Origin of the sequence: uncultured Odoribacter sp. (genome assembly GCF_937966165.1) — a bacterium.
Classification (GTDB): domain Bacteria; phylum Bacteroidota; class Bacteroidia; order Bacteroidales; family Marinifilaceae; genus Culturomica.
The window spans coordinates 72,290-88,432 of sequence record NZ_CALCLB010000027.1 but is presented as its reverse complement, the minus strand read 5'-3'; the positions used below and the strand labels follow the sequence as shown (position 1 = coordinate 88,432).

At 44.9% G+C, this 16,143-nt stretch carries 9 protein-coding genes; 3 read left to right on the top strand and 6 right to left on the bottom strand.

All coding sequences use genetic code 11. The annotated features are described in order from the left end of the window. Positions 1-17 precede the first annotated feature (17 nt). Positions 18-1,970 carry an ABC-F family ATP-binding cassette domain-containing protein gene (locus tag Q0465_RS11180; protein WP_298616246.1) on the bottom strand — a complete coding sequence of 651 codons (1,953 nt, stop codon included), beginning with the start codon at positions 1,968-1,970 and terminating at the stop codon, positions 18-20. A gap of 200 nt (positions 1,971-2,170) precedes the next feature. On the opposite strand from Q0465_RS11180, the gene pruA reads away from it, so the two are divergent. The 3 genes from pruA to Q0465_RS11165 all read left to right on the top strand — a co-directional run bounded on the left by pruA (position 2,171) and on the right by Q0465_RS11165 (position 8,578). After that, positions 2,171-3,802 (top strand): L-glutamate gamma-semialdehyde dehydrogenase, encoded by a 1,632-nt coding sequence (pruA, locus tag Q0465_RS11175; protein ID WP_298616243.1) that lies wholly within the window; start codon positions 2,171-2,173, stop codon positions 3,800-3,802. Between the two features lie 696 nt (positions 3,803-4,498). Continuing rightward, complete coding sequence (locus tag Q0465_RS11170) at positions 4,499-7,021, top strand: beta-N-acetylglucosaminidase domain-containing protein (protein WP_298616240.1); 2,523 nt, start codon at positions 4,499-4,501, stop codon at positions 7,019-7,021. 297 nt (positions 7,022-7,318) lie between these two features. Continuing rightward, positions 7,319-8,578, top strand: a complete 1,260-nt coding sequence (locus tag Q0465_RS11165) for an amidohydrolase family protein (protein ID WP_298616333.1) — start codon at positions 7,319-7,321, stop codon at positions 8,576-8,578. A 121-nt stretch (positions 8,579-8,699) separates the two neighbouring features. On the opposite strand, the gene Q0465_RS11160 is transcribed toward Q0465_RS11165, so the two are convergent. The 5 genes from Q0465_RS11160 to uxuA all read right to left on the bottom strand — a co-directional run bounded on the left by Q0465_RS11160 (position 8,700) and on the right by uxuA (position 16,140). Further along, a complete protein-coding gene (locus Q0465_RS11160) occupies positions 8,700-9,833 on the bottom strand; it encodes a glycoside hydrolase family 88 protein (RefSeq protein ID WP_298616238.1) in 1,134 nt (377 codons plus the stop codon). 19 nt (positions 9,834-9,852) lie between these two features. After that, the gene (locus tag Q0465_RS11155; RefSeq protein WP_298616236.1) at positions 9,853-11,262 is read right to left on the bottom strand and encodes an alpha-L-fucosidase; all 1,410 of its coding nucleotides are present in this window, start codon (positions 11,260-11,262) and stop codon (positions 9,853-9,855) included. Between the two features lie 106 nt (positions 11,263-11,368). Beyond that, complete coding sequence (locus Q0465_RS11150; protein WP_298616234.1) at positions 11,369-13,486, bottom strand: glycoside hydrolase family 2 protein; 2,118 nt, start codon at positions 13,484-13,486, stop codon at positions 11,369-11,371. A gap of 60 nt (positions 13,487-13,546) precedes the next feature. Beyond that, the gene (gene uxaC / locus Q0465_RS11145) at positions 13,547-14,947 is read right to left on the bottom strand and encodes a glucuronate isomerase (protein WP_298616232.1); all 1,401 of its coding nucleotides are present in this window, start codon (positions 14,945-14,947) and stop codon (positions 13,547-13,549) included. A gap of 11 nt (positions 14,948-14,958) precedes the next feature. Next, positions 14,959-16,140: a mannonate dehydratase gene (uxuA, locus tag Q0465_RS11140; RefSeq protein ID WP_298616230.1), complete on the bottom strand. Its 1,182-nt coding sequence runs from the start codon at positions 16,138-16,140 to the stop codon at positions 14,959-14,961. Positions 16,141-16,143 lie beyond the last annotated feature (3 nt).

Below are 16,143 nucleotides of genomic sequence, written 5' to 3'. Positions count from 1 at the left end.
TATCTGATTTTCTTCACTTATTCTGCTTTTTTCCCTTTCACCTTTTCCAAAACTTCATGGGCTTTTTCCCAGTCTTCCATATAGTCCTCCAGTGTTTTCTTCAACTGATTATACTGTAAATAAATATCTTCATTTACCGCTCCGGTAGCCATTTTTTCCTCCATCTCTTTTATTTTTTCCTCAAATGTGGAAATGGCTTTCTCCACGTTTTCAACCTGTTGTTCTGCCTTCTTTATTTCCCGGTTCAGTTGTTTACGGTCTTCATAAGATAATTTTCCTCCGGAAATTTTGATATCACCTGAGGTACCTCCTGTTTCCTTAACGGAATTTTTGTTCTTCCATCTTTCATATTCGCTGAAACAGGCCACTTTCTTAGCGGCCAGAAAATCGCTTATTCCTCCTATATATTCCTTAATACCGTGATTGGCAAATTCATAGACCTTATCCGCCAAGCCTGTCAGAAAGTCACGGTCGTGGGAAACGACTATCACCGTTCCTTCAAACTTCCGGAGCGCCTCTTTCAGAATATCCTTGGTCCGCATATCCAGATGGTTGGTGGGTTCATCCAGTATCAACAGATTATAAGGTTCCAGTAATAAACGGACCATGGCGAGACGCGTCCGCTCACCTCCCGACAAAACTTCCACTTTTTTATCTACATCTTCCCCCGAAAAGAGAAAAGCACCTAAAATATCCCTTATTTTTTTCCGGATTTCCCCTACTGCCACCCGGTCGACCGTATCCAGCACTGTCAGTTGTGTATCCAGCATATCCGCCTGATTCTGAGCAAAATATCCGACATTTACATTATGACCGATTTTCAAAATCCCTTCATAGGGGATCTCATTCATAATCATTTTCACCAAGGTAGACTTTCCTTCCCCGTTTTTTCCTACAAAAGCGACTTTTTCGCCCCTTTTAATATCCATGTCTACCTCCCTCAACACATTCTTTTCCCCATACGATTTACACAAATTCCTTCCCGTAAGTACAATATCCCCGGAACGGACCGCCGGCTGGAAACGGATATTAATCCGGGCAGCATCTTCCTCTTCCACCTCAATCCGTTCCAGTTTCTCCAACTGCTTGATCCGGGATTGCACCTGTACTGATTTCGTCGCTTTATAACGGAAACGTTCTATAAATTCTTCTGTATCTTTTATCTGTTTCTGCTGATTCTGATAAGCTCTCCATTGTTGTTCCACCCTTTCTTTCCGAAGCTCTGTAAATTTGCTGTAGGGTACTTTATAATCGTATATTTTTCCCAAAGAGATTTCGATAGTACGGGTCGTCACATTATCTAAAAAAGCCCGGTCGTGCGAAACCAATACCACTGCTCCGGAATATCCCTGCAAAAAAGATTCTAACCAGGAAATAGATTCGATATCCAAATGGTTAGTGGGCTCGTCCAAAAGGAATATATCGGGTTTCGCCAGCAATATCTTCGCCAATTCGATGCGCATCCGCCATCCTCCGCTGAACTCTTCACATTTACGTTCCATATCTTCCGATGTGAAACCCAAACCCTTCAGGACAATTTCCACTTCCCCATTGACATTTTCTTCTCCCCTCAGGGTCAATTGTTCGGTTTTTTCATGGATACGATCCAGAAAACGCATATAAGATTCGGATTCATAGTCTTCCCTTTCGGCCAAACGGCTGTTCATCCGGTCGACTTCTTCCCGCAATGCCAGTAAATCGCTGAAAGCCTTCTCAGCCTCTTTCCGTACCGTATTCCCATCCTGATAGATCATGGTTTGAGGCAAATACCCGATCCGCAAGCCGGAAGCCATTGAAATATTCCCTTCCGAAGGCTGCTGCAGTCCGGCCAGCATCTTCAGCATAGTGGACTTTCCTGCTCCGTTCCGTCCCGTTAAGCCGATCCGGTCTTTCTTATTAATCAGGAAAGACACGGAATCCAACAAATAAAAACCTCCGAAAACAACACTTACACCATTTACTGAAATCATAAAACACTGAGAATTGAAAATATACAAAGCAAATTCCGCTGCAAAGATAGGGAGTTTCTCTGTAAATCTTCATTATTTAAGTCCTTTTTTCCCATAAGACCAACAGGGCTGAAAACTCTATGACTTTTGTCATATTTTTTATCCCGGAAATAGTTTTATATTTGTAAAAACATATCATTAACATTTAATACTTATCAACTATGCCTAAAGGAGTATACAGATTACCCAACATTACCAACGAACCAATTAAAAGTTATGCTCCGGGTTCACCGGAACGCAAAGCATTGAAAGAAAAATTGGCTGAAGTGAAAAACACGGTGGCAGACCTGCCGATGATTATTGATGGGAAAGAAATCCGAACCGGCAAATTAATGGATATCCGTCCTCCCCACGAACATAAACATCTGTTAGGCCATTATCATCAGGGAGATGCTTCGCACGTACAAATGGCCATCGATGCTGCCATGAAGGCAAAACCGGCCTGGGAAAAGATGAATTGGGAAAGCCGGGCTGCTATTTTTTTAAAAGCAGCAGAATTAATTGCGGGTCCGTACCGGCAGCTGATGAATGCTGTCACTATGCTGGGACAATCTAAAAATGCTTTTCAGGCTGAAATCGACTGTGTTTGCGAACTGGCAGATTTCTATCGGTTCAACGTAAAAAACATGTATGAAATTTATCATATGCAACCGAATTCTTCGGCCGGAATCTGGGACCGTAATGTTTGGCGTCCGTTAGAAGGTTTTGTATTTGCCCTGACTCCTTTTAACTTTACTTCTATTGCAGGAAATCTGCCGGGAGCTCCGGTATTAATGGGGAATGTATGTGTATGGAAGCCGTCCAAGACTGCTGTTTATTCCGCACACTTAATTATGAAGATTTTAAAGGAAGCCGGATTACCTGACGGAGTTATCAATCTGGTGTATTGTTCCGGACCGGTAGCTTCTGACGTCATCCTCAGCAGTAAAGATTTTGCCGGTATTCATTTTACCGGTTCTACAGGCGTATTCAACAGCGTATGGACCAATATTGTAAAAAATATTACCAAATACCGGACGTATCCGCGCATTGTCGGGGAGACCGGAGGGAAGGACTATATTTTTGCCGACCCGACAGCACCCGCTAAACAGGTAGCGACCGCTATGGTAAGAGGCGCTTTCGAATATCAAGGACAGAAATGTTCGGCAGCCTCCCGGGCTTATATCCCTTCCAATATCTGGGCAGAAGTCCGGAAATATGTAGAAGCAGATCTGGCTAAAATCAAAGTAGGAGGCGTAGAAGATTTTACAAATTTCGTAAACGCCGTAATCGATGAAGATTCTTTCGACAAACTGGCGAAAGCGATAGACAATGCACAGGCTTCCCCGGACGCAGAAGTGATTATGGGAGGAAAATACGATAAATCAGAAGGCTACTTTATCTATCCGACTGTTATTCTGGCTAAAAAACCGGATTATGTCACCCTGCAGGAAGAATTGTTCGGACCGGTACTGACTGTATATGTATACGAACCGGACCAGGTAGAAGAAACCCTTGACATATTGGATCATACCTCCAATTATGCACTGACAGGCGCTATTTTCTCACAAGACCGGGCTGCTATCGAATGGATGACTGAGCGTCTTACTTACACTGCCGGTAATTTCTATATCAACGATAAACCGACCGGCGCAGTAGTAGATCAACAGCCCTTCGGCGGCGGAAGAGCCTCTGGCACCAATGATAAAGCCGGTTCTGTCCTGAATCTGCTCCGCTGGGTATCTCCCCAGGCTATTAAAGAGACATTTGTACCGGCAACGGATTATATGTATCCCAATTTTTTAGAAGACTAAAAAATAAATTATACTTTAAGATGTAGTTTAAAAAGCTTCCCTGTATATACTCTGCAGGGGAGCTTTTTTCATTCCCAGGAAAAACGTAGATTTCTTTTGTCGTCTTTTCCCTTCGGTCTGTTGTATTTGCCGGTCTGATGCTCCACTCGCTTTTTCGTAATTCGTCCTGCGTTAAAACGCCGATACTTCCTCCTTTTAGTCAGGCTTTGCCTGCCTAACGTCGGCAAACAACCCGGCGTTTTTTAACACTCCGGACTTCAAACGAAAAGACGCTCGTTCCCGCAAGGACCGGCAAATACAACAGACCTCCGGTTCTGAACAAACCGCCCTGAATACCGGTTATTCAAGGCACAGACTGCTTCTCCGGAGTCTTGTTTTGCCTGAAAGGTCTGGCGGAGGTGAGTGTGATAGCGTGTGAAGCTACAGCGGCCGCAACGCCGGGTTGTCCGCCGACGTTAGGTGCATTCTGTGCACCTAAAAGGAGGAAGTATCGGCGTTGCAGCGGAAGCTGAACGTTACGCTATAACGAACGCAGCCCGAACCTTTCAGGCAAAACAAGACGGAGGATGGGTACAATACAAAGAACGAATAGAAAGCTACAAAAATCTACTGTTCCAGGAATACAGTTATTCTTTTTGATTTCAGAATTTTTTACCTTTGCTGACCCGATAAATAAATTTTTAAATACAGTCGTTTATGTATATCCGCTTTTCTCTCCTTTGCATTTTTGTAATAAGTTATTTTACAGGATTTTGTACTGACATACAAATTTTCCCGACTCCTCAGAAAATGAATTTTACCGGTAAAACCTTTTCTTTAGAACAGGCTTTCCGGGTAAAGACGAAGCATACAGATCCCCATTTACAACAGTTGCTTTCGGAAATTATTCCGCTTCAACAGGGGAAAAAAGGCCGTTCTCCCCAACTCTTTATGGGGCAAACAACGGATCCCTATATTAAAAAATTCCGGACACAGGTTCCGGAAATTCCGGGTGCTTATTATTTATCCGTCCGTCCGGAAACCATAGTTATCGCCGGAGCGGACGAGAGAGGTATTTTTTACGCTTTGCAAACGTTACGGCAGCTCCGTCAGCACAATTCATTACCGGAAGTGGATATTACCGACTTTCCGGAAGTAGCCTACCGGGGAGTAGTAGAAGGATTCTACGGACAACCCTGGAGTCATGAAGACCGCCTCCGCCAGCTGCACTTTTATGGAAATTTTAAATTGAATACTTATATCTACGGTCCGAAAGACGATCCTTATCACAGTTCTCCTCACTGGAGAATTCCCTATCCGGAAAAAGAGGCAGAGCAGATCAGCGAACTGGTCAAAGCAGCAAAAGCCAATCAGGTGGATTTTATATGGGCCGTTCATCCCGGACAGGATATACAATGGAATAATAGTGACCGTCAGGCTCTTCTGGAAAAATTTGAAGATATGTATCGGTTGGGAGTACGTTCTTTCGCCGTTTTTTTTGACGATATCTCCGGAGAAGGAACCGACCCGTTACGCCAGGCAGAATTATTGAATTTTCTGCACAACCATTTCGTAGCTGCCAAACCGGATGTAACCCCTTTGATCATGTGCCCCACTGAATACAACAAAAGTTGGTCAAATCCCCAATCCGGCAGTTACCTGGACATTTTAGGAGAAAAACTATATCCTTCTGTGCTGGTTATGTGGACCGGCGACCGGGTTATTTCCGACATCACCGCTTCCGGTCTGGAGTGGGTCAATCAGCGTATCCGCCGGCCGGCTTATGTATGGTGGAATTTCCCGGTAAACGACTATGTCCGGGATCATCTGTTAATGGGACCTGCCTACGGCTTAGAGGCCGCTGCAGGGAAAAAGATGTCCGGATTTGTAGCCAATCCGATGGAAAAAGCCGAAGCTTCTAAAATCGCGATTTTCAGTGTGGCAGATTATGCCTGGAATCCTGTGAAATACGATCCCGAAAAAGCTTGGGAACAAGCTATACAAGTATTGATGCCCGGTACATCTCCGGCCTTGCATACCTTTGCCACCCACAATTCAGACCCCGGTCCCAACGGTCACAAATACAGAAGGGAAGAATCGGTAAATATAAAACCGGAAATCCGGAAATTTCTGGCAGCCTTCCGGAAAGGAGAAATCCTACAAGAATCTCTTTCTCAAATCCGTACAGAATACCAAAAGATCGCATCAGCCCCTCTTCAGCTTTCAGCAAGCCGGGAAAACCCAGACTTTCTCCGGGAAATCTCCCCCTGGTTAACTCAATTTGAAATCCTAGGGAAAGCCGGTATTGCGGCTACCGAATTAGCCACATTATCTCCCCGCGAAGGCCTCAGTGAATATTGGGACAAATACAGCGCCTTGATCCGTTACGAAAATGAGCGTCTCCGTACAGACAGGACCTCCAATCAAAATCCGTATCAAACCGGAATAAAAACCGGTTCCCTTGTTATGCAGCCCTTTATCGACAGCATACGCCTTATCAGCGAACAACAATTCTGGCAAAAGGAATCCCAGGTGACACAAAACAACAGTTCCGTTCCCCGGCTTTATACAAATATCGAACAAATCAAAGACTTGCCCATCCGGAAAGATACAAACGGTATTTCACTATCCCCGCTGCTGGAAGTAATCCGGATCCGTCCCGGAGAATACCTGGGCATCGCATTTCCCTATCCTGTTTCTTCAACCCGCCTAGAAGTCAACTTCAATACCTCCGTTTCAAAATGGGGACGCACGGAAATTTCAGTAAACGGTATGGAATGGATCCCCTCTACAGTAAAATTCCAGGGAACAGCGTTTACAGCAGTTCTACCGGATAGTCTTCCTTTCCAATACATCCGTTTTCTAAATTTCAGTCCGGCGCAAAAAGAAATCTACCTGAAAAAATACAGCCTTACTTCCCCCCAGCTGACAGACCTTAAAAACAGCGTTGCCTTTCTCTCAGACAAGCAGCTGCAAACAGCCTGCATACTGTTTCCAGGACAAAGCGCCGTTATCGTAAACCCGCACAAAGGTACGGAATGCTGTTACAGTTTACTGTCCATTTTAGTTCCGCAGGCAACACTCGACATAAAAGGGAAAACAAAAGACAACCGGTTTATTTCCCTGGGAACAGCCGACAAAAATTGTTATACCTTTTCCTGTCCGTCAGAAATGGAAGAAATACATATTTCCAACCGGGCCTCACACCCCATCCCTCTTTACGAATTGATCGAGCAATAAAAAAACTGCAAAAATAATCTCTTTTTCCCAACAACTTTATTTTGTTAATTCAACCTAAAAAATCCGTAGGGAGGAATAGGGATAATATAAAACCTTCTCTATCCTCAAACGTATAATTGTTTCAAAAGAAAGTCGAAAAGCGTTGTTTTATTTTTCCCATTCCGACTGATAATCTTCTGAATTGCATCTAAAAAAAGGAAAGGGGAAAAGAGTAATAAAAACAACCTGAATGAGAATGAAACATCTATGAAAAAACTACACTTCATCATTTTACTGGCATTGTGGCCATTACTGACTATGGGAAAAGGAATTTTGATACAGAATGTTGTCATCTTTGACGGAAAAAATCCGGAAACAATTACCGGAAATATATGGATTGAAGACAATGTGATCCGGAAAGTTTCCGCCGGACCGATAACTGTGGGGGAAGATGTTGAAGTAATCGACGGTCATGGAAAATTCCTGATGCCCGGATTAATAGATGCGCATTGGCATGCTTACCTGGCAGCCAATACCATGGTAGACCTTTTGACGGCCCATGCTTCTTATACTCAGCTGCGAGCCGGGCAGGAAGCAGGCCGGACCCTCCTGCGGGGCTTTACCACCATACGGGATGCCGGAGGACCGGTATTTGGTTTGAAGCGGGCAATAGATGAAGGATTACTCCTGGGTCCCCGGATTTACCCCAGTGGAGCCATCATCACAGAAACCGGAGGACATGGTGATTTCAGAATGGTATACGATATTCCGCAACCCTTTGATTGCTGCGGACTGACTCATACGGAAAAAATCGGAGCAGCGATGGTTGCCGACGGAGTCGATGCCGTAACAGTAGCGGCCCGGAATAATCTGCGTCTGGGAGCCAGTCAGATTAAATTAATGGCCGGTGGCGGAGTTTCTTCTTTATACGACCAGCTGGAAGATGTACAGTACTTCGAAGACGAGTTGCATGCTGCCGTTATGGCTGCCAACGATGCCGGAACCTACGTAATGGTACATGTCTATGTACCGGAAGCCATCCGCCGGGCCATTAAAGCAGGCGTAAAAAGCATAGAACACGGTCAGCTGATCGATGAGCCAACCATGAAACTAATTGCAGAAAAAGGCGTATGGCTATCCATGCAACCTTTTATCGGAGAAGGGAATAATCACTATTCCAATCCCCAGCAACAGGCAAAACACGAACTGGTCGTACAGGGAACGGAAAATGCCTATAAACTGGCCAAAAAATACGGCGTAAAACTGGCTTGGGGAACCGATCTGTTGTTCAATCCAGCCAATGCAAAGAACCAGAATCTGAATATTGAAAAAATGACCCGCTGGTTTTCCAATTACGAAATTCTGAAAATGATTACCCACGACAATGCCGAACTGCTGTCCTTATCCGGCCGCCGCAATCCTTATCCGGGTACGCTGGGAGTCATCGAAGAAGGAGCGCTGGCCGATTTGATCATTGTAGACGGAAATGCATTACAAGATATAAAAGTACTGACCGAACCGGAAAAGAACATGTTACTGATCATGAAAAACGGAAAAGTATACAAAAATAATTTATAATTACACCCGTCAGCTGCCGTTTGTTTTTGTCTTTGCCGTAATCTCCCTTCCGCTCACCATTGGCTCCATCAGGATTACCTCCACTATTAGTCAGTTTGTCAATAAAGGTTCAGGACATTTTTCATTTACTTCCTTTGCGGTCATGACACATCCGGTATATCTCACAACCGGTCAGTAAGAATGCCCCGACTCCATACACTTCTGTCATTTCCCGCTTCACTTTTTTCGGATCAGCACCAATAGGCTGTACATATCCCAGTTTACCATTCTCTTCCACTGCGGATACCAGGGCTTTCCAGCCTTTTTCCACTACAGGAAGAAATTTTTCTGCGGGCAGGATACCCTGATTGATGCCATAAGCCAAAGCATATACAAAGAAACCCGTACCGCTGGTCTCAGGAGCAGGATAACTTTGCGGATCTAACAAACTGGCCCGCCAAAATCCATCCGCCTGTTGTAAGTCTGCAATCCGTTCTGCCATCCGGACAAACAAATCCTCATAAAAATCCCGGTATTTACTTTTCGCCGGCAACTGCTCCAACAGCTGGCACAAACCTCCCATTACCCAACCGTTCCCCCTTCCCCAGAATACTTTCGCCCCGTTTGCTTCCTTTTCATTCAGGTAACGACGGTCCCGGTAAAACAAATCTTCAGCTTCATCGAACAATTGTTTATAGGTTTCTTTAAATTCCCGCTCCATAAAACGGATGTATTTTTTATCCCCCCTCATCACATACAAACGGGCATATACAGCCGGAGCCATAAACAGCGCATCACACCAGGTCCAGCGCTCCAATGTTTCCGGTTGGCGATAATCCAGTTCAAACGAGCCCTGGGAAGGATGGGCGATTACCCAATCTGTCCGGGCCAGTGTAGGCTGGATCATGCTTTTTTTCCCATATTTTTTATACATATCCAGATACAACTGACTCACAGCAATATCGTCGGCATGATACATTCTTCCTCCCGGCTGCCAGTAATTGCGGTTCCCGATTTTCATCAGCCATTCAAAATACGTAGAATCCCCCTTTTCTTCTGCCAGGGTTGCCCACTGAAACATTCCCAGATAAAGAGCAGCATTGGTCCAGTCCGTCCGCCGGTGTTTTACTTCTTCAAAATGTCCGATCTGCCAGTCCGCAACCTGTTTCATCACCCGGCTCACCTCTTCCGGCGTCCAAGCAGCAGAATATCCTTCTCCCCGCACAAACAAACTGATTCCGATGAGCAGGCAAACAATACTAATTCCTTTTTTCATAACTTATACAAGATTTTAATTATATTTTCGGCGCTACATAATTCCCGACGGAATCCCCTTTCTTCAACCTCAGCCGGATCACATAAGGGAAACCGGTATTTATTTCCGGAGCCGGAATAATAAATTCATTTTTTGTACTTTTCTCTGCTTTCAGCTCTATGGTTTCATTTCCCAGCACAACACCCTTTTCAACGACGACCCCCGCAGGCAACACGACCTTCAATACCCCGGCCACCGGAGGATAAGACACTACCATATACACAGAACCGGAAGTCCGGTTCTGTGTATAATATCCCCATTTTTGCGTTTTGAAAGGGACTCCTTCACATCCATAAATAGCCTCTCCGTTGATTCGCATCCATTTCCCCACTTCTCTTGCCATTTGTTTTTCCTCCTCCCGTATACTCCCATCTCCTTTCGGACCGAAATTCAATACAAAATTTCCGCTCATAGAAGTAGCAGCTGCCAACATCTCAATGATTTCCGCAGGGCTTTTAATATGTCCCCGCCAATCAGCCTGATATCCCCATTGATTTTCAGGTATTGTCATTACACATTCCCAGTCGTTCTGCGGCGTTTTTTCCGGTAAACTCCTTTCCCATCCCTGTTCGTAATCTCCCATCAATTTCCCGTTCGTATCAAAATGCCGGGCACCTCTTTCATCTACCCTCAACCGGCTCCCACAAATGATAGCAGGATTTATACGATGCATCAATTGTTCAATATCCCAGGTAATCTTCCCGAATTTAACCACCGATTTATCCCAGGTCCCGTCAAACCAAAAGCCCTTTACTTCAGGATAAAAAGTCATCAATTCCGTAATTTGCTTATTCATAAAATCACAATAACGGAAAAAAGCGAGACTGTCTTCTGCCGTCTCTACCCTTGAACGCCAATCCGGATGATTCCAGTCGATAATAGAGTAATAAAAATATACCTCTATCCCTTCTTTCGTATAAGCTTCTACATATTCTTTCAATAAATCGCGCCCGAAAGGGGTATTGGCAACATCGTATTCCGTATACGCGCTGGGCCATAAGCAAAACCCTTCGTGATGTTTCGTCGTTATGACAGAATATTTTACCCCCATTTCTTTGGCAATGCGCGCCCATTCTTTTGCATCGAATTCAGACAGGACAAATTGCTGTGTCAACGCTTCGTAATCCGCATCGGAAATACGGGCATTACTTTTTATCCATTCAGCAGCACCTTCCCTATATTTTCCTTTCCAGTAGCCACCTGCCAAAGAATACAAACCGAAATGGATAAATTGCCCGAAGCGGTTATCCCGCCAATGCTGCATGGCGGCATCGGTACGCTTCCCTTCCCGGCTGCTGCCATATTTCAGCGGGATTTCTTCCGGGACCTGTCCGGAGACAATAAAATATAACCCTAAAAAAACAACAGTTAATGCTAATTTACGTTTCATTTTTTCTTCAATAATTTAATCAGAAAGCAGCATACTTTCGGAATTCTACTCGTTTTTATGAAATGAGAATATGCAAATAGTAAATAAACCGGGAGGATTTCATTAATCAAAATCCCCAATGTTCCGTACTTTTATCCAAAGGAACAGCTTCCCCGGCTTTCCGCTCCCGTTCATATTGCCACTCAATCTGGTCTGTATAAATTTTATCTCCTTGTTTTACAACTGCTTTCAATATATTTTCCCCTTTTTGAAGGCCGACATGCTCAAAAATAAAATGCACCGATGTATATCCCTGTCTGGCGGGAGCCTGAAGGACGCCGTTTACATATAAATCCGGACGGCCTGCGTTCGAATATACTGTCACCTCTGTCTGTTGTTTTTCTCTTTCTTTCAAGCGACGTTGTGTAATGTATACCACAGTCTCTTTACTCCAATTTGCCTTATACCAGAAATAAGCATCTTTTTTCACCTTCCGGTCGAAAGTAACCAAACCTTTCATATTACGGGCCTCCACTCCGCCCCTTTTCCACATGGGAACAGCAAAATCAAACATATTCCACAGATAGGAAGCAATTATATACGGATGTTGTGCTATAATTCCCCACTGGTATTCATGAGTTTTAGTCTGAAAAGTCTCGGGGTAAAATTCTTTTGTCCAATCCAGGGACTCACCTATATATTCCGTTTGGTGAGCAATATTGGCATCTGCACCGTACTCCGTGAGCATCAGCTTATGGTCCGGGAAACGGGCCTCTAAATTCTCAATCCAAGGCTTAATATCCTGTATATTCTTTTCGTACCAACCGAAATACCGGTTCATTCCCTGTATGTCGGCATTTAAATTTACCGGATGTTCCATATGCCCGTATCCATTTACAGAAACCGTATACCGGTACGGGTCTTCTGTTTTCGCCACATCGTGTAATTGCCGGGTCAAAGCTGCCGTATAAGCCTGAGGGGCATATACTTCATTGTGTAAACCCCAGACATAAATCGAGGGATGATTAAAACTCTGGCGGATTAATTCCCTCAATTGCTCTTTTGCATTCGGTCCTTCCTGAGTACTCACGCGGTTTACAAAAGGAATTTCGGCCCAGATAATCAATCCCAGGCTATCGCAACGGGAATAAAAATAATCCGACTGCTGATAATGAGCCAAACGGACAGTTGTGGCCCCGATATCCATAATAGCAGCCAAATCCGCATCGTGCTGCTCTCTTTCCAAAGCACTGCCCAATCCCCACCAATCCTGATGGCGCGTTACTCCGTACATGGGATATTTTTCGCCGTTTAAATAAAACCCTTTTCCGGCAATTACCTCATATTTCCGCAATCCCAAGGGTTGTACCACTTCGTCCCGGACTTGTCCGTCCTGTATCAAACGGGTAACCACCTTATACAGATAGGGATCAGGGCGCCCTTTCCACAAATGAGGTTTTTTAATCCGGAAATGCTGTATAAATTCCTGTTCTCCCTGAGGTAATACCCTTATTTGCTCTTCCTGTACTTCGCACACCTTTCCTCCAGCATCATAAATAGTATTTTCCAGTCTCATTTCACAGGTTATTCCCAACTGATTATCAATTTTGACTCTCACACTTACATCTGCCTGGCGGGCCGAAACATTTTTCTGGGTAATATATACCCCCGGAGAAGCATAATCTGTCACAGCAATGTGAACAGGCTCCGTGACAATCAGCTCAACCGGACGGTAAATTCCGCCATACACCCCGAAGAGATTGTGATTGACCGGAATCACATCGGGACGGGAACGATTGTCTGCCCGGACCAGAATTTCATTCTCCTCCCCGAACTTCAACAAAGAAGTCACATCAAATGCACAAGCCGAATACCCTCCCAGATGATTACCCGCATATACCCCGTTTATGTACAAATCAGCAACTTGTCCGATTCCTTCAAAACGCAGGAACACCCTTTTCCCTTTCCAACCGGACAATACCTGTAACCGTTTACGGTAATATGCCGGACCGGCATAAAACTGATTGTGATATTCCTGCATATCCCGGGCATTCCAGGTATGCGGTATTTTGACTTCCGTCCAACCCTTTTCCCAAGCTGCCTGCCATTTTACAGGATCTTCCGGGAAAGGTCCTTTTTTAAACTGCCAGCCGTCATTAAAAGTGCTGACGAGCCTTCCTTCTGCCCGTAATCCGGCAATCACATAAACGATCCCGATCAGAAATAATACAAACTTTTTTCGCATATACTGTATTTTATTTCCGGTTTATACTTTTTGTTCTCCCTATACACTTTTATAAACTTCTCAATGATTGAAAAAATATTCTTTGGCATTCCGGTAACAAATATCCTCGGTCATCTGTCCTACAAAATCCAAAGCCTCACGGGGCAATATTCCCCTTTTCAGATCTGTCCCCAGCATATTACACAAAATACGCCGGAAATACTCATGCCTAGAAAAAGAAAGAAAACTGCGGGAATCCGTCAACATACCGACAAAACGACTCAATAATCCCCCGTTAGAAAGCACATTCAACTGCCGGATAATCCCCTCCATCTGATCGAGGAACCACCAAGCAGCCCCATACTGCATTTTTCCCGCTACTGATCCGTCGTTAAAATTATATGCCATCGACATCATGACCTCCGCATCTTTCGGATTCAAATGATAGAGGATTGTACGCGCCAGTTTCCCCTCCGCATCCAAACGTCCCAAAAATTTAGACAAAGCTTCCGCCATCGGCCGGTCGGCAATTGAATCGCATCCGATATCAGCCCCCAGCACTTTATACAAACGGATATTATTGTTACGGATCGCTCCCACATGAAATTGTTGTGCCCAACCCATCCGGTAGTTCCGCACCGCTAACTGATACAACATGCCTGCCTGAAATATGCCAGTTTCTTCTGCCGTTAAATTCTGTCCCTTCAAAAGTTTATTGAATAAACATTCCAAAGTGCCGTCGCTGAAATCAGCTCCGGGAAAAGCGTATAATCCATGATCCGACAACCGGCAACCCCGTTGATGGAAATAACACATCCGGCGGTCTATAGCTTCCAATAAATCTGCCCAATGCCGGATTTCCATGTCCGCAGCACACCCCAGCTTTTCCAGGTATTGCCGGTAAGCCGTTCCGTCCTCCACCGCCATCACCTTATCCGGTCGCCAGGCCGGCAATACTTTTACCCCAAAAGGATGAGCCGCAATCTGCTCATGAAATTCCAGATTGTCTGCAGGATCATCCGTTGTACACAAGATTTCTACCTTCATCCGTAGCAATAAATGCCTTACTGAGAACTCCCGTTCTTTCAATAAAGCATTACAACGCCGGTAAACCGATCCGGCATTCTCTTTATTCAGTAAATCGTCTATTCCGAAATAACGTTTCAATTCCAGGTGGCTCCAATGGTACAGAGGATTCCGCATAGCATACGGTAACGTCTCTGCCCATTTCATAAACTTTGCAAAGTCATCTTCTTTTCCTGTAATATATTTTTCCTCTACTCCATTGGCACGCAATAAACGCCATTTATAATGATCCCCTCCCAACCACAACTCTGTCAGTGAAGTAAACTGACGGTCTTCCGCAATATCCCGGGGATTTAAATGATTGTGATAATCAATAATCGGTAAAGAAGCGGCATGCTGCTGAAAAAGTTCTTCCGCAAACTCGTTTTCAAGTAAAAAATGTTCGTCTATAAACATAGGTCGGTTCTTTAAAGATATCCAAGTGTACGGGCAATTCCCACTTCCAATCCCCTTATTTCTGCCAGCCCCCTCAGACGACCGATGGCGGAATAACCGGGATAAGTTGTTTTCTTTAAATCATCCAGCATCTGATGCCCGTGATCGGGACGCATAGGCAAAATCTCTTTCCGTCTGTTCATCACCTCTATCAGATTCCGGACGATGGCATACATATCGATACTGCCTTCCAAATGATAGGCTTCATAAAAATTTCCCCATTCATCCCGCTGTGTACTCCTCAGGTGCACAAAATAAATCCGGTCACCCAACTCTTTCGCCATAAGGGGTAAATCGTTATCTGCCCGCACACTGAAAGAGCCCGTACAAAAACACAATCCGTTGGACGGGTTGGGTACGGCTTTCACCAATTGTTCAAAATCGGTCCGGGTGCTCATAATACGGGGTAACCCCAATAATTTATAGGGAGGATCGTCAGGATGAATAGCCAGCCGTATACCGGCTTCGTCGGCCACGGGAGCTACTTCTTTCAAAAAACCGATCAGGTTCTGCCGCAATTGCTCTTCATCTATATTCCTATACAATGCTAAACCTTCCCGGATGGCTTGCTCCGTAAAGCTTTTATCCGCCCCCGGTAATCCCATCAGTATGCTCTTCACCAACACCCGTTTTTCCTGTTCCGTCATTCGGGCATACCGGTCCCCGGCCCGTTTTATCTCCTCCGGCGTATAATCCCGAGAAGCATTTTCCCGCTGTAATATATACAAATCAAAAGCCACGAAGGCCGCCCGTTCAAAACGGAGCGCCAGGGATCCATCTTCCGTTTCATATACGACAGAAGTACGGGTCCAGTCGAGAACAGGCATAAAATTATAAGTCACCACCTTTATCCCGCATGCCGCCAGATTCCGTATACTTTGCTTATAATGTCCGATGTGCTTTTCATAACCGGGAGCCCTTGTCTTTATTTCTTCACTCACCGGTAAACTCTCTACCACTGTCCAACTCAGTCCGGCAGCTTCTATCATTGCCTTCCGTTTCCGAATCTCTTCCACTGTCCACACTTCCCCGGGGGCAATGTGGTGAAGGGCATTGACGACAGCTGTAGCTCCGGCCTGACGGATATCCGACAGACTGACCACATCATTCGGCCCATACCACCGGAAACTCTGCTCAAATTGATAAGTATTCATTTC